Below are 20,486 nucleotides of genomic sequence, written 5' to 3' on the forward strand. Positions count from 1 at the left end.
GGCCACCTGCCGGCCGGCGTCCGCTGTGGAACCGTCGCTGATGTCGGTATCCCGACAGTGGACGGTGCCGGCATCGCAGCTCAGCGCCGGACTGCATGCGCTCCGCCATGCGCGTCCGACCTGCTGGGCCATCGCGCTCCATGCCCGGTCTGTAATTATTGTCCCGGGTTCCGTCACCGGCACCCTCGGGCCGGGAGCAAGTAAAGAGGGCGATGAACAATGGCGACCATCTACGACGTTGCGCGGAAAGCGAAGGTCTCCCCAGCTACCGTCTCCCGGGTCGTCAACGGCCACACCAACGTGGATCCCGCGCTGGCCGACCGGGTCCGGCGGGCGATGCACGAGCTGGACTACCGGCCCAACGCGGTGGCCCGTAATCTGCGCCGGAGCCGGACCACGTTGTGGGCGGTGGTGATCAGCGACATCGGCAACCCGTTCTTCACCGCCCTGGTCCGCGGCGTCGAGGACCTCGCTCAGCAGGCCGGCTACTCGGTCGTGCTGTGCAACACCGACGAGGATCCGGTCAAGGAAAGCCGCTACCTGAACGCGGTCCTCGCCGAACAGGTCGCCGGGGTGATCATCGCCCCGTCCGGGCCGGCCGCCGATCTGGGGCAGCTCATCGCCGCCCGGGTGCCGGTGGTGGTGGTCGACCGGCAGCTGCACGGCAGCCGGATCGACACCGTGCTGGTGGACAACGAGCACGGCGCCCGGCTGGCCACCGCACACCTGCTCGACTCGGGCTACCGGCGGATCGCCTGCATCACCGGCCGACGTGGCGTCTGGACCGCCTGCCGACGGCTCGGCGGCTACCAGCGGGCGTTGGCCGATGCCGGACAGCCGTACCAGGAGGAGTTGGTCCGCCACGCCGATTTCCGCTCCGACGGCGGCTACCGGGCGATGACGGAGCTGCTGCGGCTGCGACCGCGACCGGACGCGCTGTTCGCGGCAAACAACCTGATGACCGTCGGTGCGGTGGAGTGCCTGGTCGACCAGGGCATCGCGGTGCCGGCGGAGATGGGTGTGGTCGGCTTCGACGACCTGCCGTGGGCACATCTGGTTCGGCCCGCGTTGACCACCGTCACCCAGCCGACGTACCAGTTGGGCGAGACCGCCGCCCAGCTGCTCATCGAGCGGATCGCCAGCCCCGACCGGGCCGCGACCACCGTCACCCTGCCCACCAAGCTGCAGGTCCGGGAGAGCTCGGTACGTCGCCGGCCGCCAGCGGTCGTTGAGCAGGTGTAGCGCTGTCGGCCGCCGGGTACCGGATGGGCTTACCGCGGACGCAGGGAGCACCATGGCAGTCACCGTCGACACCCCGCCGGACCAGGTCGGTGGGCTGACCGGTTGGGTGGCTGACGTCATCGCCCGGCTGGGCGAGATCGGGGTCGGCCTGCTGGTGGCGTTGGAGAGCGTCGTCCCGCCGATCCCCAGCGAGGTGGTGCTGGCGATGGCCGGCTACCTGGCCAGCCAGGACCGGGTGAATCTGGTCGGGGTCTGGGCCGGGGCGACGATCGGCTCGCTGGCCGGCGCGTTGCTGCTCTACTGGCTGGGTGCGGCGATCGGCGAGGCACGACTGCGACGCTGGTTGGACAAGGTGCCGCTGGTCGATCTGGAAGACCTGGACAAGGCAGACCGCTGGTTCGAGCGGTACGGTCGGTGGGCGGTGCTGTTCGGCCGGATGGTGCCGGTCGTGCGGAGCCTGGTCTCGGTGCCGGCCGGCGCCGACCGGATGCCGTTGACCCGGTTCAGCGCCTTCACCACGCTGGGCAGCGGGGCATGGAACGCGCTGTTCGTCGGTGCCGGGTTCGCGCTCGGTTCACAGTGGCAGCAGGTCGAGCGGTACAGCCGTTGGTTCGACGTGGCGGTCCTCGTGCTCCTTGGCGGGCTGGTCGTCTACTGGGTGGTCGGCCAGGTCCGGCGTCGCCGCCGTCGGGCTGCGGCCGGCCGCCGACCGTCGCCCTGATGCCAGGGACGGTTCGGCCGACGAGCCGTCGGCGGTGCCGATAAGCCCTCGGCCGACCAACTCGGCGTGACCCGACGGGACGACAGACCCGTCCAGCCTCGATGCCACAGGTGCATCTTGATGCACCTGTGGCATCAGACCTGCGGAGACACCTTTGGGTTCCCCGGAGCCGCGAGGTTCATGAACCCCTTGCGGATATACCCCTAGGGGGTATTGTGGCAGCGTGGGAACGGACGGAACCCGAAACGACGAGCACACCGGCCACGGTGGCCACGACAAGCACGCGGGGCACGATCCGGAGATGTTCCGCCGCAGGTTCTGGCTGAGTCTCGCGCTGACCGTACCGGTCGTGCTCACCAGTCATATGGTGATGGACTGGTTCGGCTACTCGCTGAGTTTTCCCGGGATGTCCCTGGTCGGCCCGGTGCTCGGCTCGGTGGTGTTCTTCTACGGCGGCTGGCCGTTCCTGGTCGGCGGCGTACACGAGGTCCGAGACCGTGCCCCCGGCATGATGCTGCTGATCTCGATGGCGATCACCGTCGCCTACCTGGCCTCACTGGCCACCAGCGTCGGCGCCTTCGACCTGGACTTCTGGTGGGAGCTGGCGGCGCTGGTGACCATCATGCTGCTCGGCCACTGGCAGGAGATGAAGGCGATCGGCCAGGCGCAGGGCGCGCTGTCCGCGTTGGCCGCGCTGCTGCCCGACGACGCGGAACGGGTCGCCGACGACGGGCAGGTCCAGCCGGTCATGGTGGCCGACCTGCGAGCCGGCGACCTGGTCCTGGTGCGCTCCGGCGCCCGGGTACCCGCCGACGGGCGGATCACCGACGGCGAAGCCGAGCTGGACGAGTCGATGATCACCGGAGAGTCCCGGCCGGTACCCCGACGCGTCGGAGACCCGGTGGTGGCCGGCACCGTCGCGACCGACTCGGCGATCCGGGTACGGGTCGAGGCCGTCGGCGAGGACACCGCCCTGGCCGGCATCCAACGTCTCGTCGCACAGGCTCAGGCCTCCAGCGGCCGGGCCCAGATGCTTGCCGACCGATTCGCCGCCCTGCTGTTCTACGTCGCGATGGCCGCCGCCGTGCTGACCTTCGCCGCCTGGTGGACGTTCGGCAGCCTCGACGATTCCGTGGTACGGACGGTCACCGTACTGGTGATCGCCTGCCCGCACGCCCTCGGCCTGGCGATCCCCCTGGTGATCGCGTTGTCGACGGCCGTGGCGGCCAAGGCCGGGATCCTGGTCAAGAACCGGCTGGCCTTGGAGCGGATGCGCACCGTCGACGCGGTGCTGTTCGACAAGACCGGCACCCTGACCACGGGCGCGCACACCGTGACCGGCGTCGCGGCGGCTCCCGGGCACACCGAGGACGACGTACTGCGCCTGGCCGCAGCGGTGGAAACCGACAGCGAGCACCCACTGGCCCGCGCCATCGTGGCCGCCGCCACCGAACGGGGTCCGACGAGCGCCGCAACCGACTTCCGGTCGTTGACCGGCCGGGGCGTGCAGGCAAACGTGGATGGCACTCAGTACGCCGTCGGCGGCCCGGCGCTGCTGGGCGAACTCGACGCCTCAGTCCCGCCGGAGCTGACCACCACGACCGACGCTTGGTCGCAGCGTGGTGCCGCCGTACTGCATCTGCTGCGGCTCGACGGCGGCCGCGCCGAGGTGCTCGGCGCTATCGGGCTGGCCGACGAGGTCCGGCCCGAGGCCCGGCAGGCGATCGCCGAACTGCGCCGACAGGGCATCGACAAGATCATGATGATCACCGGTGACGCCCGGCCGGTCGCCGAGGCGGTCGCCGCCGATCTCGGCTTCCGGTCCGGCGTGGACGAGGTCTTCGCCGAGGTGCTGCCCGCCGACAAGGACGAGACGGTGGCGGACCTGCAGGCCCGGGGGCTGACCGTGGCGATGGTCGGCGACGGCGTCAACGACGCACCGGCGCTGGCCCGTGCCGACGTCGGCATCGCCATCGGGGCCGGCACCGATGTCGCGATCGAATCCGCCGGAGTCGTTCTCGCCTCGTCCGACCCGCGCGGGGTCACCGGGGTGATCCGGCTGTCGAAGGCCTCCTACCGCAAGATGCTGCAGAACCTGGGCTGGGCCGCCGGCTACAACGTCATCGCCATTCCGCTCGCCGCCGGCGTGCTGGCCTGGGCCGGGCTGACGTTGAGCCCGGCGGTCGGGGCGATCCTGATGTCCGCGTCCACCATCGTGGTCGCCCTCAACGCGCAACTGCTCCGCCGGGTGCGACTCGCCCCGGACGAGCGGTAGCGGGCAGCCCGAGCTCCGTACGCGACCGGCACGTCACGGCCTTGTCGAACCAGACCCTTTCGACGAAGGTCTCGCGCTTTACCAGACCCAGCAACGTGGTCCGGGAGGCGACCAACGACCGGCGGGCCTGCTCCTCGGTCAGCCCGTCCAGACAGCGGTTGAGTGCGCTGCGGTGCTCGTCGAGGAACGCCTCGAACTGAACGCGCAGCTGCTGGGTGACGACCTGGTCCGGGAACGCCTCACCCGGGAACCGGGTACTGCCAGTGAATGTACCGTCCCCCAGTGGATCTCGGTTGCGCCGACCTGTTTCTAATTGAGACCGCTGGTAGACGCGTCGACGCCGACGCGGGCGGCTGCGGCTGCCGCTTCGGCGGCCCGGTCTGCCGTGGCCTCGTCGACCGGGTCTCCGCTGACGAGCAGGCGGTAGTACAGCGGCGCCGAGACGGCGCGGATGACCTCGACGGCGTCCGTGCCCTGAGGCAGTTCCGCCCGCCGTACGGCCTGCTCCACGCAGGGTGGCCACTCGGCAATGCGGACGGCGTAGAAGCGGTGCAGCGCCTCGGCGGCGCGGGGGTCGCAGGTCGCGGCGACGATGACCGCCCGGAAGAGCGCACCCTGACGCGGATCGGCCAGGGTGCGCTGCACCAGCCGGGCGTTGGCCCGCAGGTCCCCGATCAGCGATCCGGTGCCTGCGCCAGCGCGGTGCGCTGGGCGGCGTCCGGGGTGATCCGGTAGTTGTAACGGAGCTGCACGGCCATCATATGTATCATGTTGGTTTATGGTCGAACTTCAAGGCATCCGCACCGGCAGGCACTGCACTTTCGCGATGCATGTCCACTTGGTTTTCGTGACGAAGTTCCGGCACAACGTGTTCGCCGACCGGCACCTGACCCGGATGGAGGCGATCATGCGAGACGTGTGCGCCGACTTCGAGGCCGAACTGGTCGAGTTCAACGGCGAGAATGACCACGTCCACCTGCTGGTCAACTTCCCGCCCAAGGTCGCCGTGGCCAGGCTGGTCAACAGCCTCAAAGGGGTCTCCTCGCGCCGCCTCCGGCAGGAGTTCCCCGACCTGGCGCGCCACTACTACCGGGCCAACAAACTCTGGTCCGGCTCGTACTTCGCCGGGTCTGTCGGCGGCGCGCCCTTGAGCGTCATCAAGCAGTACATCGAGCAGCAGAACCGTCCCGGTTAAGGCACTGCTCGGGCCTGGCTGCCCCCCCCCAGCGCGAGCCTTCACCCCCGGCCTGAAGGCCGGAGCACTGGCCCGCATTCCGGTAGCCGGAGGCGGCGGCCCCGGTCACGTCGCCGATCTGGATCCGGGTCAGGGCAGATGCCGTCGACCGGCTGAGAGCGTTCTCCCCGGGAGGTTGCCGATCTACGTTCTAGGGAGCATCAGAACTGATGGGGACGGTTGGGATCGCTCGAATCACATGGGAGAGCGCTCTCAGGGTCTATACGTCTCCAGACTGGACTTGTCAACCGATGTCGATGCCACAGCCGGCGTGGAGACTGGCTCTGAACCCGTGCGGCCGCCCCCGGCGGGGGCGGCGTGCGGATCACCGGCACCCTTGGAGACACCCGTCCGACCAGGCCGGGCAGCTCGTAAAGTCAGTTAAATCCCTGCATAGCAGTGGATAAGGAGACAGTGTGCGCGTGTCGCATGGAGGAGCCCGGTGAACGGCTGGTTCGAGCAGACCATCGTCTCGACCGGGCGGCTGCCGCTGTTCTGCTTCTTCGTCGGCGTCGTCCTCGGCTTCGCGTTCATCCGCTTCTCGGTCCGGATGATCCGGGCACAGGTGCGCTGGTGGCCCGGCAACGTTACCCGCGGCGACCTGCACATCCATCACGTCGTCTTCGGGGTGGTCTTCATGCTGGTCGCCGGGGTCGCCGGGCTGGCGATCCCGGTGGAGACGACCTTGTGGCGAGCGGTGGCGGCCGCGCTGTTCGGCGTCGGCGCCGCGCTGGTGCTCGACGAGTTCGCCCTGCTGCTGCATCTGAGCGACGTCTACTGGTCGGAGCGCGGCCGCACCTCGATCGACGCGGTCTTCGTCGCGATCGCCGTCTCCGGGCTGCTGCTGCTCGGCCTGCGGCCACTGGGTGCCAACGAGTTCCTCACCGGCGAGACCGACCCGGCACAGTTCGCCGGCGCCGCGCTCATCGTGATCAACCTGGTGCTGGCGGCGGTCACCCTGCTCAAGGGTAAGATCTGGACCGGGCTGCTGGGATTGTTCCTCCCGGTCCTGCTGATCGTAGGCGCGCTGCGGCTGGCCCGGCCGCACGCGCCCTGGGCACGCTGGTTCTACCGCGGCGAGAGCCGCTGGGCCGAGTGGCGGCGAGCCAGGTCCGCCGACCGCGAGCGCCGCTACCGGCAACCGATCATCCTGGCCAAGATCCGGGTCCAGGAGTTGATCGCCGGTCGGCACGACCTGCCGCTGCCCCGGCCACCCCGCCGCGAACGCTGAGCCGACCGGCGCTTCCGGCGGCACCGCAAAGCCGTACCGCCGGGTCACCCGAAGGCGCAGGATGGCCCGATGACCAGCAGTACTGTCGCCGCCGAGCCGGCCCGGCACCGGCCCGAGGCACTGACCGTGGGTGTGGAGGAGGAGTTCCTGCTCGTCGACCGTCGGTCCGGCGCCGCCGCGCCGGCGGTCGCGGCGGTGCTCGCCGAGATCCCGCCGGAGCTGCGCGGGCAGGTGCAGCGGGAGTTCCAGACCAGCCAGATCGAGATCGGCAGTCCACCCGGCCTGGACCTACGGGCGCTGCGCCGTACCCTCGGGACGCTGCGCGCCGGGGTCGCCGACGCCGCCGAGCGGGCCGGTGTCCGGCTGCTCGCCGTCGGCACCGCACCGGTCGCCGGACCGCAGCCCGACGTGGTCGACGTGGTCGACGACCCACGCTTCCACCGGATCGTCGAACGGTACGGCAGGCTGCTGCCCGGCCCGGGTACCAACGGGCTGCACGTGCACGTCGCGGTCCCGGACCAGCAGGTCGGCGTACAGGTGCTCAACCACCTCCGCCCGTGGCTGCCGGTGCTGCAGGCGGCGACCGCCAACTCACCGTTCTTCCAAGGCGTCGACACCGGGTACGCCAGTTGGCGCTCGGTGATGTGGCAGCGTTGGCCGGCGGTCGCACCGGCCCCACGACTACGCTCGTACGAGCACTACCGGTCACTGGTCGACGACCTGACCACCGCCGGTCTCATCCTGGACGAAGGGATGCTCCACTGGTACGCCCGACTGTCGGCGCACTACCCCACCGTCGAGGTCCGCATCGGCGACGTCTGCCCGAGCCTGGACGACACGATCCTGCTCGCCGCGCTGGTCCGCGGTCTGGTCGGCACAGCGCTCGCCGCGGTGGCACAGGACCGGCCACCTGTCGACGTGGAACATCATGTGCTGGTCGCCGCCCACTGGCGGGCCGCGCACGACGGGCTGGAGGGGCAGGCCGTGGACCTGAGCACCGGGGCACCCGCGTTGCGTCCCGGCTGGCACCTGCTGCGCCGGCTGGTCGACACCGTCCGCCCCGAGCTCGACCGGCACGGCGACGTCGCGCTGGTGAACTCGCTGCTGGGCCGGCTGCGGGCCCGGGGCACCGGAGCGGCCCGGCAGCGGGCCGTGCACGCCGGCACCGGCGACCTGGCAGCGGTGGTGGATTACCTGGCCGCGCAGACCCGCAGCCGGTCGATCATCCCGGCACCGCCGCACGTGACTGCTCCCCCCGCCGGTCCGGTCACCGATCCCCCGCCGGACCGCTGACCTGGTCCGACCAGACGCGACTGGAGAAGATGTGAGATGGCGCAACGGATGGTGGTGATCGGCGGTGACGCGGCCGGCATGTCGGCCGCGTCCCAGGCCCGGCAGCTGCGGGGCCCCGACGAGCTGAGCATCGTCGCGTTCGAGCGGGGCCGGTTCACCTCGTACTCGGCCTGCGGGATCCCGTACTGGATCTCCGGCCTGGTCGACGACCCGCAGGAGCTGATCGTCCGCGATCCGGAGACGTTCCGCCGCGACCACCACATCGACGTGCGTATCCGGCATGAGGTCACCCGGATCGACCTGGCCGCGCGGGAGGTGGTGGCCACGTCGTTCGGCGACGGCGGGCGGGAGGTCCGCGAGCCGTTCGACACCCTGGTGTACGCCACCGGAGCGGCGCCGGCGCAGCCGCCGTGGGCGGGCAACGCCGCCTCCGGCGTGTTCGGGGTGCAGACCCTCGACGACGGCGCGGCGCTACGGGACTGGCTCGACCAGGAACCGGTGCCGCGCCGGGCGGTGGTGGTCGGCGGCGGGTACATCGGGGTGGAAATGGCCGAGGCGTTGATCCGGCGTGGCCTGGCGGTGACGCTGGTGGAGCGCAGCCCACAGCCGATGTCCACTGTCGACCCAGACATGGGGGCGCTGGTCCGCTCGGCGCTGGTCGGGCTCGGCATCGACGTGCGTACCGGCGTATCGGTCACCGGTCTGCACGAGCGGGACGGGCGGGTCTGCGAGGTGCTGACCGACGAAGGCGCGGTGCCGGCCGACGTCGTGGTGCTGGGCCTGGGCGTACGGCCGAACTCCGGGCTCGCCGAGCAGGCCGGCCTGCCGATCGGCGTCACCGGCGGCGTCCGTACCGATCTGCAGATGCGGGTGGTCGGGGTGCCCGACGTGTGGGCGGCCGGCGACTGCGTCGAGACCTTCCACCGGGTCAGCGGGCAGCCGGTGCACATCCCGCTGGGCACCCACGCCAACAAGCAGGGCCGGGTCGCCGGAATCAACATCGGTGGCAGGTACGCCACCTTCCCCGGGGTGATCGGCACCGCGATCACCAAGGTCTGTGACCTGGAGGTGGCCCGCACCGGGCTGCTCGAACGTGAGGCGGCGAAAGCCGGGTACGCCTACGTCAGCGCCACCGTGGAGTCGAGCAACCGGGCCGGCTACTTCCCCGGTGCCGCCCCGATGACCATCAAGCTGATCGCCGAGCAGCACACCGGGCAGCTGCTGGGTGGGCAGATCGTCGGTACGTCGGAGGCTGCGAAGCGGATCGACGTCCTGTCGGTCGCGGTGTGGAACCGGATGTCGGTGGCCGAGATGACCGCCCTCGACCTGGGCTACGCCCCGCCGTACTCGCCGGTCTGGGATCCGGTGCTGGTCGCCGCCCGACGGGCCAACGACGCCGTCGCCAACACCCCGTGAGCGGGCGCCCGGCCGGGCCGGACGGGTAGCGGTTGCCGTTGGGCGTGGCCGTTAGGCTTGGTGGGTGGACCCGGCGACCCATTCCAGCGACGATCACCTGCGCGTCTCGGACACCGAGCGGGAGCAGGTGGTGGAGTTGCTCGGCCAGGCGACCGCGGAAGGCCGCCTGACCCTCGACGAGTACGCCGACCGGGCCACTGAGGCGCATCAGGCCAAGACCCGGGGTGAGCTGGCCCGGCTCACCGCCGACCTGCCCATCGAGCCGTCTGGTGGGCTGCCGGTCGCCGCCGGGCCGGGTGCGCTGGCGGCGCGCGGTCCGGCGTATCCGGCGGTGCCGGGCAGCGGCGCGACGCTGCCCGCCCCGGTGGAGCGGATGGTGGCGATCTTCGGCGACGAGGTGCGCAAGGGACACTGGCTGGTGCCGGACCGGGTGGAGGCACGGGCGGTCTTCGGCGACTGCAAGATCGAGTTGCAGGACGCCCAGATCCAGCATCAGGTGACCACGATCGAGGCGACCGCCATCTTCGGCTCGGTCACGGTGTACGTGCCGGAGGGGGTCGACGTCCGGATGACCGGCACGGCGGTGTTCGGCGACAAGAAGTCGAAGCTGACCGCACCGCCCCGGCCCGGTGCCCCGGTCATCCAGGTGGTCTGCAACGTGATCTTCGGCTCGGTCGTGGTGCGTCCACCGAAGCGCAAATGGTGGTGACGACGGCTGGTCAGCCCGGTTGGCAGGTCGGACACCAGTAGGTGTTGCGGGCGGCCAGCGCTCCGGCGGCCACGGTGGTGCCGCAGCACAGGCAGGGTTGGCCGGCACGCCGGTAGACGTACACCTCCCCACCGTGCCGGTCGTTGCGCGGCGCCCGGCCCATCGCCTCCGGCAGGTGCTCGTCGCGGACGGTGTCGATCCGGCCCCGACGCACCCCGATCCGCATCAGGGTGACCAGGTCGGCCCAGATCCGCTGCCACTGGTCGGCGGTCAGCCGCCGGCCAGGCGTGGTCGGCGCGATCCCGGCCCGGAACAGCACCTCGGTGGCGTAGACCAGGCCGACCCCGGCGACGATCGTCTGGTCGAGCAGCAACGCGCCGAGCGGCCTGACGCTGCGCCGGATCCGTCCGCCGGCGGTGTCCGGGTCGGCGTCGTCGCGCAGCGGGTCGGCGCCGAGCCGGTCCCGCAGGGCGTCGGCCTCGGCCTCGGTGAGCAGTTCGCAGGCGGCCGGTCCGCGCAGGTCCAGCCAGTGTCGGCGGTCGGTTACGCCGGCTGTCGCGGACGGTCCGTCGGCTGCCACTGCCGGCCCGCCGACCAGCCGCAGCCGGATCTGCCCGACCGGTGCGGGCGGCTGTCCCGGCCCGTCGGCGACGGTGCCGTAGAGGCCCAGATGCACGTGCAGGATGCCGCCTCCCGGACCGCCCCGGTAGTGGTGCAGCAGATGCTTGCCGTACGCCTCGGTGGCGGCGAGGGTGGCGCCGGTGAGTTGGGCGGCGCCGGCGGTGAACCGACCCTGCGGGCTGGTCGCGACGACCTGCGCTCCGCCGAGTACGGCGTGGTGGTGGGCGGCCAGCCGGTGGATGGTGTGGCCCTCGGGCATGACAGCAGAGCCTAGTCGGCACCGATCAGTAGCTTGCCGATCAGGCCGACCAACTGGTCCCGCTCGTCGGCGGTGAGCCGCTCGAAGAACCGGGCCTCGAGGGTCGCCGCGTCGGCCGAGATCGTCGCGAGGGCCGCCCGACCGGCCGGGCTGATGGTGACGATGTACGCCCGCCGGTTGGTCGGATTGCGCTGCCGGGTGACCAGACCGGCGCGTTCCAACGCGTCGACCGTGCCGACCATCGTGGTCCGGTCGGTCCGTAACCCGTCGCTGAGCTCCTGCTGGGAACGGGGACCGGTGGCGTCGAGCATGCCCAGCACCAGGAACTGGGTGAGGTTACGGCCGGTCCGCGCGGCGGCGGCCTCACCGATGCGGGTCGCCGCCGCCCCGGCCCGGCAGAGACCGACGATGTGCCGTTGCCACAGCAGCTGACGGAAGTAGTCCGTGAGCTCCGGCGGATCGTCGGGACCGCGCGTCCCTTGATCCGCTTCCGGTCCTGCTGGCCTCACCGTCACCGCTACACCCGCCCATGATCGGAACCTGACCGCCCGAGGGTATCGCCACCTGCTTGACCGTGACTGGTGTGGCGGACCGGACATCCGGGTACTGCAAGCCGGCAACCGTCGGAGACCCGCCCAGCCGCGGTGCGGTCCGGCGTACCGATAAGGAGGTCTGTCATGGTCAGGATTCCCTCGCTGTCCCGGCGCACGGAGCCGACGAGGCCGGCGGACGACCCACCACCGACCGGCGGTTCCACCGCGACCGCGACCGGCACGGCCGACGACGCCGAGCGGGCCGCCGACCGCGCCGAGACGCAGCGGCACGACACCGCACGGGCCGACGCGACGCGGGCCGACAACACGCGGGCCGGGTTCACCGATCCGGCAACCCGGCCGTCGCCGCCCGGACCGCGCCCCGAGCCACCCACCCGGGAGGGCGGCGACCCCCGGCCGGCTCCCCCGCCGGCACCTGCCGGCCCACGGCCCCGGGCCAGCCTGCTGGCCACGGTCAGTTTGATCACCGGGGTCGCCGGCGCGTTGTTCGTGCTGTCCGGGCCGCTGGCACCGTACGGGATCGCGATCGGGGTGATCGCCCTCGCCACCGGCCTCGGCGGGATCTCGGCGACGGCCCGCCGGCACATCGCCGGCCGGACCGAGGCGCTGACGGGCATCGTCCTCGCCCTCGGGACGATGATCGTCGGCAGCCTTGCGCTGACCGGCGCGCTGAGCTGGCTGACCACCGAGACCGACATGGTGCAGCAGGTACGGCAGTGGCTTGATTCACAGTTTGCCGGAATCTTCTGACGGGCAATCGTGACCCGGGACGGTGGTTCACCGCCCCGCAGGGCCCGGCAGCGGTGGTTCACCGCACGAGGGCCGACCGAACCGGTGGTTCACCGGGTACCGCATCTTCGGGGGGCGACAGCGTGGTCGCCCCCCGAAAGCGTGCGTACGCAACAAAGCGCATGCCGCAGTCATCGATGACGCAACGAATCGCTGCTAGAAGCAACTCCTGGCGATGGTTTCTGCGGGTGCTAGCCCTTAGCGTGGAGAACAAGCGCCAGCCCACGGCCACCGCCGGGGCGCGCCTTCGACCCACAGGAGCCAGCCGCATGACGATGCACGCCACCCGCCGGCAGTACCTGATGTGCCGGCCGACGTACTTCGCCGTGGAATACGCGATCAACCCGTGGATGGACCCGGCCCGCCCCGTCGACCGGGAGCTGGCGATCGCGCAGTGGGACCAGCTGCGCCGGACCTACCTGGAACTGGGCCACACCGTCGATGAGATCGAGCCGTTGCCCGGCCTGCCCGACATGGTCTTCGCCGCCAACGGCGCCACCGTCATCGACAGCCGGGCCCTGGCCGTGCAGTTCCGCGAGCCGCAGCGGGCCGACGAGGCACCCGCCTACCGCGACTGGCTGGAGCAGGCCGGCTTCCCGGTGCACGAGGCCAAACACGTCAACGAAGGCGAAGGCGACCTCCTGGTGGTCGGCGACTACCTGCTGGCCGGCACCGGATTCCGCACCTCGCACGCTGCGCACGCCCACGCCCAGGAGGTGTTCGGCCGCCCGGTGGTCACCCTGCAACTGGTCGACCCGTGCTTCTACCACCTGGACACGGCACTCGCCGTGATCGACGAGCGGACCATCGCGTACCTGCCGGAGGCGTTCTCGCCCGGCAGTCAGGCGGTGCTGCGCCGGCTGTTCCCGGACGCCGTCACTGCCAGCCTGGCCGACGCCGCCGCGTTCGGCCTCAACGCGGTCAGCGACGGCCGGCACGTGGTGCTGCCGGTGCAGGCCGACGGGCTGGCGGCGGCGCTGCGCGAACGCGGCTACCACCCGATCGGGGTCGACCTGTCCGAGCTGCGCAAGGCTGGCGGCGGCCCGAAATGCTGCACCCTGGAGCTGAGGGGGTCGAGCCGATGATCGTCGACGGGATGCTGCGGACGCCGGGGGCGGTACGCGACGCCGAACGCTGGACCGCGCACAACTACCACCCGCTGCCGGTGGTGATCAGCGAGGCCGCCGGTGCCTGGGTCACCGACGTCGACGGCCGGCGCTACCTCGACTGCCTGGCCGGCTACTCGGCGCTCAACTTCGGCCACCGGCATCCGACGTTGACCGCCGCCGCGCACGCCCAGCTGGACCGGCTCACCCTGACCAGTCGGGCGTTCAGCCACGACCGGTTCGCCGACTTCTGCCGGGAGCTGGCCGAGCTGTGCGGCAAGGACATGGTGCTGCCGATGAACACCGGCGCCGAGGCGGTGGAGACCGCGATCAAGGTCGCCCGCAAATGGGGCTACCAGGTCAAGGGCGTACCGGACGGGCAGGCCACCATCGTCGTGACCGACGGCAACTTCCACGGCCGGACCACGACGATCGTCAGCTTCTCCACCGACGCCGAGGCCCGCGACGGCTTCGGGCCGTACACCCCGGGGTTCCGGATCGTGCCGTACGGCGACCTCGCCGCGCTGGCCGACGCGATCGACGAGACCTGCGTCGCGGTGCTGCTGGAACCGATCCAGGGCGAGCAGGGCGTGGTGGTGCCGCCGGACGGCTACCTGACCGGGGTACGGGACCTGTGCACCCGCAACGACGTGCTGCTGCTCGCCGACGAGATCCAGTCCGGCCTGGGCCGCACCGGGGCGACGTTCGCCTGCGACCACGAGGGCGTGGTGCCGGACATGTACATCCTCGGCAAGGCGCTCGGCGGCGGCATCGTGCCGGTATCGGCGGTGGTCGCCGACCGGCCGGTGCTCGGCGTGCTGCGCCCCGGCGAACACGGCTCGACGTTCGGCGGCAACGCTCTCGCCTGCGCGGTCGCCACCGAGGTGGTGCGGCTGCTGGCCACCGGCGAGTACCAGCGGCGCTCGGCGGAGCTGGGTACCCGACTGCACGCCGGGCTCGACGCGCTGCGCGACGAGGGACGGCTGCTCGCCGTCCGAGGTCGCGGGCTGTGGGCCGGGCTGGACCTGGACCCACGGCGGACGACCGGTCGGCAGGCCTGCGAACGGCTCGCCGAACGGGGCGTACTGGCCAAGGACACCCACGGTGCGACGATCCGGCTGGCTCCACCGCTGGTCGCCGATGCTTCCGACGTGGACTTCGCCATCGAACAGCTTTCCCACGTGCTGCGCTGAGCACACCGGCCGGCCGGGGGGCGATGCGCCGCCCGGCCGGAGGCCGGTCGACCAGGGGCACGGTCACGGTCAGCAGGCGCGGCCAGGGGTCAGGGTCAGGGTCAGGGTCAGTGGAACACGATGGCCCGGCCGCAGGTGATGCTCGCCCGGCCCGCCTCGTGCAGGGTGAGCCACGCCTGTGTCTCGGCGGAGAAGGCGGTGCCGTCGGGCACCGCGAACAGCCGGGCCGCCTCCGTGTCCGGCAAATTCCCGGCCGGGTCCAGCCGGACGCCGAGCGCCGGGGCACAGCGCCGTAGCTCGGCGAGCAGAGCCGAACTCGACCCGACGATGCCGCCGCCGGCCACCCCTGCCTCGCCCGGCAGGAACACCGGGTCGCCGAGATCGGCCGGCACGTAGTAGCCGGCGGTGTCGGAGTGGCACAGCAGGTGCGACTCCAGCATCGACGCCTGGTCGTCGACCAGCTCCCGGTCGGCGGCGAGCCCGCTCACGTCGGTGACCGGGGTGACCGGCCGGTCCACGTCCACCAGGGCCAGCACCCGGCGCAGCTGGTGCAGCCAGTTGGTCGGCAGGCTGCGCAGGTGCGGCCGGGTCGACGGGACCGCCGCCGCATACTGCTCCTGCCAGCCGACGCCCTCGGCGGCCAGCGCGGCGCTCAACTGGTCGAGGGCGGCGCGGTTGTGCGCCGCCCCCTCGTCGTCGATGCCGGACAGTGCCGTGGTGATCCCGACCGTGACCGCAAGACTCATGCGAGGCAGGCTAGCCGGGCTGCCCGACAGGGCGGTCAGGTCAGCAAGGTGGCCAGTACGCCGCAGGGTCAGCAGGTGGCCAGCATGCCGGACAGGGCGGACTTCTCCGCGCTGTCCACTGTCAGGTCGTAGTACCACTTCACCTGGATCCAGGCCCGGGCGTAGGTGCAGCGGAACGCCGCGAGTGGCGGCTGCCAGTCGGCCGGGTCCTTGTCGCCCTTGGACTGGTTGACGTTGTCGGTGACCGCCCAGAGCTCCGGCCCGCCGAGGTCGTTGGCGTACGTCTGACGCCGGGCGGTGGACCAGGCCCAGGCACCGGAACGCCACGCCTCGGCGAGCGGCACCATGTGGTCGATGTCTACGTCCGACGCCTGCGTCCAGGTGGCTCCGTCGAACGGGCTGTACCAGGACCCGGAGGTCGCGGCGCAGCTGCTGTTGACCACGACGTTGCTGCCGTCGCGCTTGAGCACCTGCTCCCGGGTGTTGCAGCTGCCGGTGATGGTGATCCAGTGCGGGAACAGCGACCGGTTGTAGCTCGACTGGTGCGACTCGGCGGCCACGGTCAGCGAGTTCAGCCGGCTGAGCGCCGTGCTGTAGGACGGGATGTTGGGCGGGGTGGCCTGTGCGGGGACGGCGGTCACGGTGAGGGCGACGGCGGCGGCGACCGTGGCTGCGACGACGGCGCTGACGGTGCGGCGGACGTTGACGGTGGGGCGGGCCATGTGGGCTCCTGGTGTCGCTGCCCGCCGCGGCCGGGTCGGGCGCTCCGGCCTGGGGATACGGTGGGCAGGTCGATACCGGGAATCTAAGCTCCTCGATTACATTGATCAAGACGAGTCGATGAACACGGCGTTAAGTCCAGCGCTCCAACCGGATGGCCCTATCGTTGTGGCCGTGCCGAGCATCGACGCCGCCTCCCCCTCGCCGACAAGGCCCCAGCTGTACGTTGGCTGCGCGATGTGGACACACAGGTCCTGGCAGGGACGGCTGATCGCGCACCCGCTGCCGCCGGCCGAGCGGCTGCGCCACTACGCCACCTGGTGCACCGCCGTCGAAGGCAACACCACCTTCTACGCCACCCCGACCCGGGAGACCGTGGCCACCTGGGCAGCACAGACCGCCCCAGACTTCCGCTTCGTACTCAAACTGCCGAAGACCGTCACCCACGACCACCGGCTCACCGAAGCCCACGCACCGTTGCACGCCTTCCTCGACGCGATCGCCCCGCTCGGGCCGCGTACCCATGCGATCTGGGCCCAACTGCCGGCGTCGTTCGGCCCTGACGACGTGCCCGTCCTGGCCCGCTTCCTGCGCCGGCTCCCCCGCGACCACCGGTACGCGGTCGAAGTCCGCCACCCGGCGTTCTTCACCGACCCGGCCGCGACCCGGCTGCTCGAAGGGGTGCTGAGCGACGTTGACGCCGAGTGGGTGCCGTTCGACACCACGACGTTCTTCGCCGCCGGGCCGACCAGCGACGCCGAACGCGACGCCTGGGTCAAGAAGCCCCGCGCCCCGCTGCGCACCCGGGCACTGACCGACCGGCCGATCGTGCGCTACCTCGGCCGCGACGACGTCGAGCAGACCGTCGCCGGCTGGCGACGCTGGGTCGAGGCATCGGTGGCCTGGCTGCGGCAGGGCTGCTCGCCGACGGTGTTCATCCACACCCCGGACAACGCCGACGCGCCGGCCCTGGCCCGCCGCTTCCACGACGAGGTACGGGCCACGCTGCCGCAGCTCGACCGGCTACCCGAACCGATCCCGGCACAGCCGCTGACCCTGTTCTGACCGCTCGTACCGCCGGTCCCCTGCAGCGAGCTTCGAGCAAATCGCGTTGCCCGGTACGGACTGGTTGCGTTTTGTCTACTGTATGCATTTCCGGCACCCAGGCCAGTTGGTGCGCATCGCGGTCTTCCCGATCACGCTGAGACGGGCCGTCGCCGTGAACCTGGCCCGCGCTTCCCCGACCTGGACCGCCCACTACGCGTCGGTGACGGCGATCCGGCCTGAGAGGTCGCCGACGGCGACGTCATGCACGCCGGCCGGCTCGGTGTGGCTGACGGCGACCTCGTGCTGATCGTGCACAGCGGTTCCCGTGGTCTCGGCGAACGGATCCTGCGTACCCACACCGACGTGCACGGTGCCGGCCCGGCCGAACCGATCGTCGACCGGTGCCACAACCTGGGGGAGATCCGTGACGGCAGGTACCTGCACCATAAAGGGGCGGCTCCCGGCGACGGCCGGGACGTCCTGGTCGCCGGCACCCGTGGCACCGCCTCCTACCTGGTCGCCGCGCACGCCGGCCCGGACGCCAACTACTCGGTGGCGCACGGAGCCGGCCGCAGAATGTCCCGCGCTGACGCCCTGCGCCGTGGTCGGGTCAAGCACACCGTGGCGGAGCTGCGCCGTACCCCGGTCAACTCGGTGGTGTGCGGTGATCGTCAGCTGCTGTTCGAGGAGGCGCCGACGGCGTACAACGCATCGAGCGGGTCGTCGCCGACCTGGTGGCCCACCGCCTGGCCACCCGCCGGATTCGGACCGTCGGCGGCGACCGGCCGGACACCTACCGGTCGGCGCAGGTCCGCCTCGACGGCAGCGGAGCCGAGGAGTTCGCCGCCTCTTGGACTGGCCCCCTGTGCTGGCAGGCACCGAGCCCGTACCGGGCCGGACATAGCCGGAAGAACACCCGTTCGGGCCGAGCGCCCGCGCCGCACCTGACCGCCGGTGGCGGATGATGGGCCGATGCCTGTGGTGGAAGCAGCGGTCACCGTCCCCGTACCACCAGATCTCGCCTTCACCCGGTCCCGGCACGGTCTGACGATGATCAGCGAGTACGTCTCGTACGCGCCGCCGACCAACGTCGGCATGAAGATGGTGCGTGGTCCGTGGTTCTTCGAGATGTTCGCCGGCGGCTGGCGGTTCGCCCCGGTATGCGGGTCCGGTCGTACGGTGGCGACCTGGCGGTACAGCTTCCGCTGCCGGCCGGCACCGCTGCGCCCGGTCGCCGACCGGATCGGGGTGTGGCTGCTGGGCCGCGACATCCGCCGCCGCATCGCCGGCTACGCGGCCGGTTGCGCCGACCCCGAGGTCGTCGCCGCCGCCCGCCGGTCACTGTCCGACTGATCCCGGTCGGTTTTCCAACGGCTCGGGACCCGACGCAGCGCGAGGGCCGGACCCCGGGTGCGGGGTCCGGCCCTTCGCGCTGAGCTTGGGGTGTTTCGGGTCAGCTGTTCCAGTGCTGGGCGACGAGTTCGGCGGCCTGGGTCTCCCACTGGGCGTAGTGGTCCGGGTACGCCGACACCTGCACGGTCTGCGCGGCCTGGGTCAGCGGCATGTCCTGCCAGCCGTCGACGGCCTTGAGCCCGGTGAGGAACGCGGTGGTGGAGTACTCCACGTCGGTGATCTGCTCGACGGTGCCCCAGCCCGACGACGGGCGCTGCTGGAACAGGCCCTGCGAGTCGTGGTCGTTGCGGTCACCGAGGTGGCCGAGGTTCTCCAGCTTTGACTCCTGCAGGGCGGTGGCGATGGCGACCACGGCGGCCCGCTCGTGCATGCCGGCCTTCTTCGTGGCGGCGATGATGCCCTTGACGTTGTCGGTCTGCTCGCCGGACAGGCTGATGCGGGACTGTTCGCCCTGCACGCCGTGCGGGGTGAGCTTGTCGGTGTCGACGCTGTCGCTGCTCGCGGCGGCCGCGGGTGCGGCCAGGGCGGTGGGGGCGTGCTCGGCGGCCAGGGCGGGGGCGGCGACCGCGCCGCCGGCCAGGGTCAGCCCGGCGATGCCGAGGGCGGTGGTGCGCAGGCTGGTACGCAGGGTACGGGTGATGATCGTGGTCATGGGGGTCCACCTTCCGTTTGCCGAGGGGGCGCACCACACCTGTCACGGGCGGGTGCGCGGTAAACGGTCGTCCGGGTGGTACGGGATGTCAGACGTGCGACGTCGGCTCGCGGGCGGCTCCGGCACGCCCCGAATGGGGGGTGCGGGTGCGCTGCCGCGCGCCGTGACCATGTACAACCACGCCGACCCGTCGACGATTCCCGACCGGGCCCACCCGCCGGGCCGCCTGGCCGGGGCCTGGCGGCTGCGGGCCGGAGTGCGTGGCGCGACCATGCACAACGACGATGCCCGGCGGATCATTCCGCGCCGGTCTGAGAGCCGTCGTACAGCCCCGCTGAGGGTTGGTCGACCTGGGCGAGGCTGATGCCACAGGTACATCTTGATGCACCTGTGGCATCAGCCTCGGATTCAGGCCCAGGGGTCGAAGGGGATACCTGCCGGTTTCGACCTGCTCAAAAGGTTACGGAACCGGTCGTCCCGATCAGTGATCTTGATGCTGGCGGAGCCGAAGTCGGCCGTCATCAACCGGTCCCGCAGCGCCGTGCCGGGCCAGCCGTTCCAGTCGACGACCGGCGGGTACCGCCAGGTACCGTAGTGGTTCTCCGGCGGGTCGTCGTTGCTGTTCGCCAGCCGGAAGTTGTGCGAGCCGAAGGCGCCTTCCTTGTGGTACACGATCTTCGGATGTGTGCCGTCGAACCGCACCGAGGACCGCGGATAGGTCTGCACTTCGCCGTGCACCGTCCGGGACACGTAGTCGACCCGGTCCGACGCCTGGTTCACCCAGGAGACGACGTGCTCCCAGTCGTGCCGGTGACCGCAGCAGCCCTGCAGGACCTGGTCCTTCTCGAAGTAACTCGCGTACACGATGGCGCACCAGCCGTTGTTGCACTTCGACCTGGCGTACGTCTGGGTCCGGTCGAGGTCCGACTGGTCGCGGCAGTTTCCGTTGACCGCCCCGGTGGTGTTCAGGCCGCCGTTGAGGGTGCCGTCGGGGGCGATCGCCGCTACCGGATAGCACCCGTCGCCGTCGTAGTCGTACGCCGGCGAGAACGTCAGCTCGTAACCGCCGGCGGACTGGGGCAGGTTGGGCAGGTTCGCGGCCCGCGCGGCCGCGGCTGGAGCGACCACCAGCACAGTGGACAGCGCTGCGGCTGCGATCCAGTTTCGGCCGTGGATCGCGGTACGGTTCGGGCTGGCGGATCGACGCAAGGCGACCTCCCTGATTGACCGAAGTGACCAGCGTATTGTGGTCAACGTCGATATCC

22 protein-coding genes and 2 pseudogenes are annotated in these 20,486 nt (G+C 71.2%); 15 read left to right on the forward strand and 9 right to left on the reverse strand.

Going from position 1 to position 20,486, the window contains the following annotated elements; all coding sequences use genetic code 11:
• Positions 1–219: 219 nt before the first annotated feature.
• The 3 genes from O7543_RS13110 (at position 220) to O7543_RS13120 (ending at position 4,238) form a co-directional block, all read left to right on the forward strand.
• Positions 220–1,242 carry a LacI family DNA-binding transcriptional regulator gene (locus O7543_RS13110; RefSeq protein ID WP_281553566.1) on the forward strand — a complete coding sequence of 341 codons (1,023 nt, stop codon included), beginning with the start codon at positions 220–222 and terminating at the stop codon, positions 1,240–1,242.
• Between the two features lie 52 nt (positions 1,243–1,294).
• A complete protein-coding gene (locus O7543_RS13115) occupies positions 1,295–1,963 on the forward strand; it encodes a DedA family protein (protein ID WP_281553565.1) in 669 nt (222 codons plus the stop codon).
• A 301-nt stretch (positions 1,964–2,264) separates the two neighbouring features.
• Positions 2,265–4,238 carry a heavy metal translocating P-type ATPase gene (locus O7543_RS13120; protein ID WP_348650131.1) on the forward strand — a complete coding sequence of 658 codons (1,974 nt, stop codon included), beginning with the start codon at positions 2,265–2,267 and terminating at the stop codon, positions 4,236–4,238.
• On the opposite strand, the gene O7543_RS13125 is transcribed toward O7543_RS13120, so the two are convergent.
• The 3 genes from O7543_RS13125 to O7543_RS13135 are packed head-to-tail and all read right to left on the reverse strand — an operon-like array spanning position 4,189 to position 5,008.
• Positions 4,189–4,521 carry a DUF664 domain-containing protein gene (locus O7543_RS13125; protein WP_281567482.1) on the reverse strand — a complete coding sequence of 111 codons (333 nt, stop codon included), beginning with the start codon at positions 4,519–4,521 and terminating at the stop codon, positions 4,189–4,191. The genes O7543_RS13120 and O7543_RS13125 overlap by 50 nt on opposite strands.
• 26 nt (positions 4,522–4,547) lie before the next feature.
• On the reverse strand, positions 4,548–4,883 hold the full coding sequence (locus O7543_RS13130; RefSeq protein ID WP_281553563.1) for a TetR-like C-terminal domain-containing protein: 336 nt from the start codon (positions 4,881–4,883) through the stop codon (positions 4,548–4,550).
• 29 nt (positions 4,884–4,912) lie between these two features.
• Positions 4,913–5,008 carry a helix-turn-helix domain-containing protein gene (locus tag O7543_RS13135; RefSeq protein ID WP_281553562.1) on the reverse strand — a complete coding sequence of 32 codons (96 nt, stop codon included), beginning with the start codon at positions 5,006–5,008 and terminating at the stop codon, positions 4,913–4,915.
• An 8-nt stretch (positions 5,009–5,016) separates the two neighbouring features.
• On the opposite strand from O7543_RS13135, the gene tnpA reads away from it, so the two are divergent.
• The 5 genes from tnpA (at position 5,017) to O7543_RS13160 (ending at position 10,121) form a co-directional block, all read left to right on the forward strand.
• Entirely contained in the window at positions 5,017–5,433 is a 417-nt protein-coding gene (gene tnpA, locus O7543_RS13140; protein WP_281553561.1) for an IS200/IS605 family transposase, read from the forward strand.
• Positions 5,434–5,914: 481 nt separating this feature from the next.
• Positions 5,915–6,703 (forward strand): hypothetical protein, encoded by a 789-nt coding sequence (locus O7543_RS13145; protein WP_281553560.1) that lies wholly within the window; start codon positions 5,915–5,917, stop codon positions 6,701–6,703.
• 69 nt (positions 6,704–6,772) lie between these two features.
• Positions 6,773–7,996, forward strand: coding sequence for a glutamate--cysteine ligase (locus tag O7543_RS13150; RefSeq protein ID WP_281553559.1), 1,224 nt, complete (start codon positions 6,773–6,775; stop codon positions 7,994–7,996).
• Positions 7,997–8,032: 36 nt separating this feature from the next.
• Positions 8,033–9,412: an FAD-dependent oxidoreductase gene (locus O7543_RS13155; RefSeq protein WP_281553558.1), complete on the forward strand. Its 1,380-nt coding sequence runs from the start codon at positions 8,033–8,035 to the stop codon at positions 9,410–9,412.
• 64 nt (positions 9,413–9,476) lie between these two features.
• Positions 9,477–10,121 (forward strand): DUF1707 domain-containing protein, encoded by a 645-nt coding sequence (locus O7543_RS13160; protein WP_281553557.1) that lies wholly within the window; start codon positions 9,477–9,479, stop codon positions 10,119–10,121.
• Between the two features lie 10 nt (positions 10,122–10,131).
• On the opposite strand, the gene O7543_RS13165 is transcribed toward O7543_RS13160, so the two are convergent.
• Both O7543_RS13165 and O7543_RS13170 read right to left on the reverse strand, forming a co-directional pair.
• The gene (locus O7543_RS13165; protein WP_281567408.1) at positions 10,132–11,001 is read right to left on the reverse strand and encodes a DNA-formamidopyrimidine glycosylase family protein; all 870 of its coding nucleotides are present in this window, start codon (positions 10,999–11,001) and stop codon (positions 10,132–10,134) included.
• An 11-nt stretch (positions 11,002–11,012) separates the two neighbouring features.
• Positions 11,013–11,516 (reverse strand): MarR family transcriptional regulator, encoded by a 504-nt coding sequence (locus O7543_RS13170; protein ID WP_281567409.1) that lies wholly within the window; start codon positions 11,514–11,516, stop codon positions 11,013–11,015.
• A gap of 162 nt (positions 11,517–11,678) precedes the next feature.
• Between O7543_RS13170 and O7543_RS13175 the strand changes: the two genes are divergently transcribed.
• The 3 genes from O7543_RS13175 (at position 11,679) to rocD (ending at position 14,643) form a co-directional block, all read left to right on the forward strand.
• Positions 11,679–12,305: a hypothetical protein gene (locus O7543_RS13175; RefSeq protein WP_281553554.1), complete on the forward strand. Its 627-nt coding sequence runs from the start codon at positions 11,679–11,681 to the stop codon at positions 12,303–12,305.
• A gap of 314 nt (positions 12,306–12,619) precedes the next feature.
• Entirely contained in the window at positions 12,620–13,429 is an 810-nt protein-coding gene (gene ddaH / locus O7543_RS13180) for a dimethylargininase (protein ID WP_281555460.1), read from the forward strand.
• Positions 13,429–14,643 (forward strand): ornithine--oxo-acid transaminase, encoded by a 1,215-nt coding sequence (gene rocD / locus O7543_RS13185; protein ID WP_281567483.1) that lies wholly within the window; start codon positions 13,429–13,431, stop codon positions 14,641–14,643. The genes ddaH and rocD overlap by 1 nt, the downstream gene beginning before the upstream one ends.
• Positions 14,644–14,750: 107 nt before the next feature.
• Here rocD and O7543_RS13190 read toward each other — a convergent pair whose 3' ends face one another.
• Complete coding sequence (locus O7543_RS13190) at positions 14,751–15,389, reverse strand: hypothetical protein (RefSeq protein WP_281553553.1); 639 nt, start codon at positions 15,387–15,389, stop codon at positions 14,751–14,753.
• 68 nt (positions 15,390–15,457) lie between these two features.
• Positions 15,458–16,111 carry an HNH endonuclease family protein gene (locus O7543_RS13195; protein WP_281553552.1) on the reverse strand — a complete coding sequence of 218 codons (654 nt, stop codon included), beginning with the start codon at positions 16,109–16,111 and terminating at the stop codon, positions 15,458–15,460.
• A gap of 235 nt (positions 16,112–16,346) precedes the next feature.
• Here O7543_RS13195 and O7543_RS13200 point away from each other — a divergent pair, with 235 nt between their 5' ends.
• The 4 genes and pseudogenes from O7543_RS13200 (at position 16,347) to O7543_RS13215 (ending at position 18,509) form a co-directional block, all read left to right on the forward strand.
• Complete coding sequence (locus O7543_RS13200) at positions 16,347–17,174, forward strand: DUF72 domain-containing protein (RefSeq protein WP_281553551.1); 828 nt, start codon at positions 16,347–16,349, stop codon at positions 17,172–17,174.
• 222 nt (positions 17,175–17,396) lie between these two features.
• Positions 17,397–17,911, forward strand: a pseudogene (locus O7543_RS13205) (RtcB family protein); the annotation flags it as partial.
• 3 nt (positions 17,912–17,914) lie between these two features.
• A pseudogene (locus tag O7543_RS13210) lies at positions 17,915–18,070 on the forward strand (peptide chain release factor-like protein); the annotation flags it as partial.
• A gap of 58 nt (positions 18,071–18,128) precedes the next feature.
• On the forward strand, positions 18,129–18,509 hold the full coding sequence (locus O7543_RS13215) for an SRPBCC family protein (RefSeq protein WP_281567410.1): 381 nt from the start codon (positions 18,129–18,131) through the stop codon (positions 18,507–18,509).
• A 100-nt stretch (positions 18,510–18,609) separates the two neighbouring features.
• Here the strand turns inward: O7543_RS13215 and O7543_RS13220 are convergent, their stop codons facing one another.
• Together O7543_RS13220 and O7543_RS13225 are read right to left on the reverse strand one after the other, a co-directional pair.
• A complete protein-coding gene (locus tag O7543_RS13220; protein ID WP_281567484.1) occupies positions 18,610–19,197 on the reverse strand; it encodes a hypothetical protein in 588 nt (195 codons plus the stop codon).
• A gap of 432 nt (positions 19,198–19,629) precedes the next feature.
• Positions 19,630–20,430, reverse strand: coding sequence for an NPP1 family protein (locus O7543_RS13225; protein ID WP_281567411.1), 801 nt, complete (start codon positions 20,428–20,430; stop codon positions 19,630–19,632).
• Between the last annotated feature and the right edge of the window lie 56 nt (positions 20,431–20,486).

It is taken from the genome of Solwaraspora sp. WMMA2080, assembly GCF_027497395.1.
Taxonomy (GTDB): Bacteria; Actinomycetota; Actinomycetes; order Mycobacteriales; family Micromonosporaceae; genus Micromonospora_E.